The sequence below is a fragment of the Enterobacter sp. E14S genome (assembly GCF_055666685.1).
This window is the reverse complement of sequence record NZ_JBVODQ010000051.1, coordinates 1-220: the sequence shown is the minus strand read 5'-3', so window position 1 is coordinate 220 and position 220 is coordinate 1. Positions and strand designations below refer to the sequence as shown.

Annotated in this window: 1 rRNA gene; it reads right to left on the bottom strand. The window is 56.4% G+C overall.

From position 1 onward, the window contains the following. A 23S ribosomal RNA gene (locus tag ACZ6J2_RS21960) occupies positions 1-220 on the bottom strand; the annotation flags it as partial.

Here is a 220-nt window from a genome sequence, read left to right as displayed (position 1 = left end):
GTTCACTATCGGTCAGTCAGGAGTATTTAGCCTTGGAGGATGGTCCCCCCATATTCAGACAGGATACCACGTGTCCCGCCCTACTCTTCGAGTTCACAGCCTGTGTGCTTTCGTGTACGGGACTGTCACCCTGTACCGTGCGACTTTCCAGACGCTTCCACTAACACACAAGCTGATTCAGACTCTGGGCTGCTCCCCGTTCGCTCGCCGCTACTGGGGG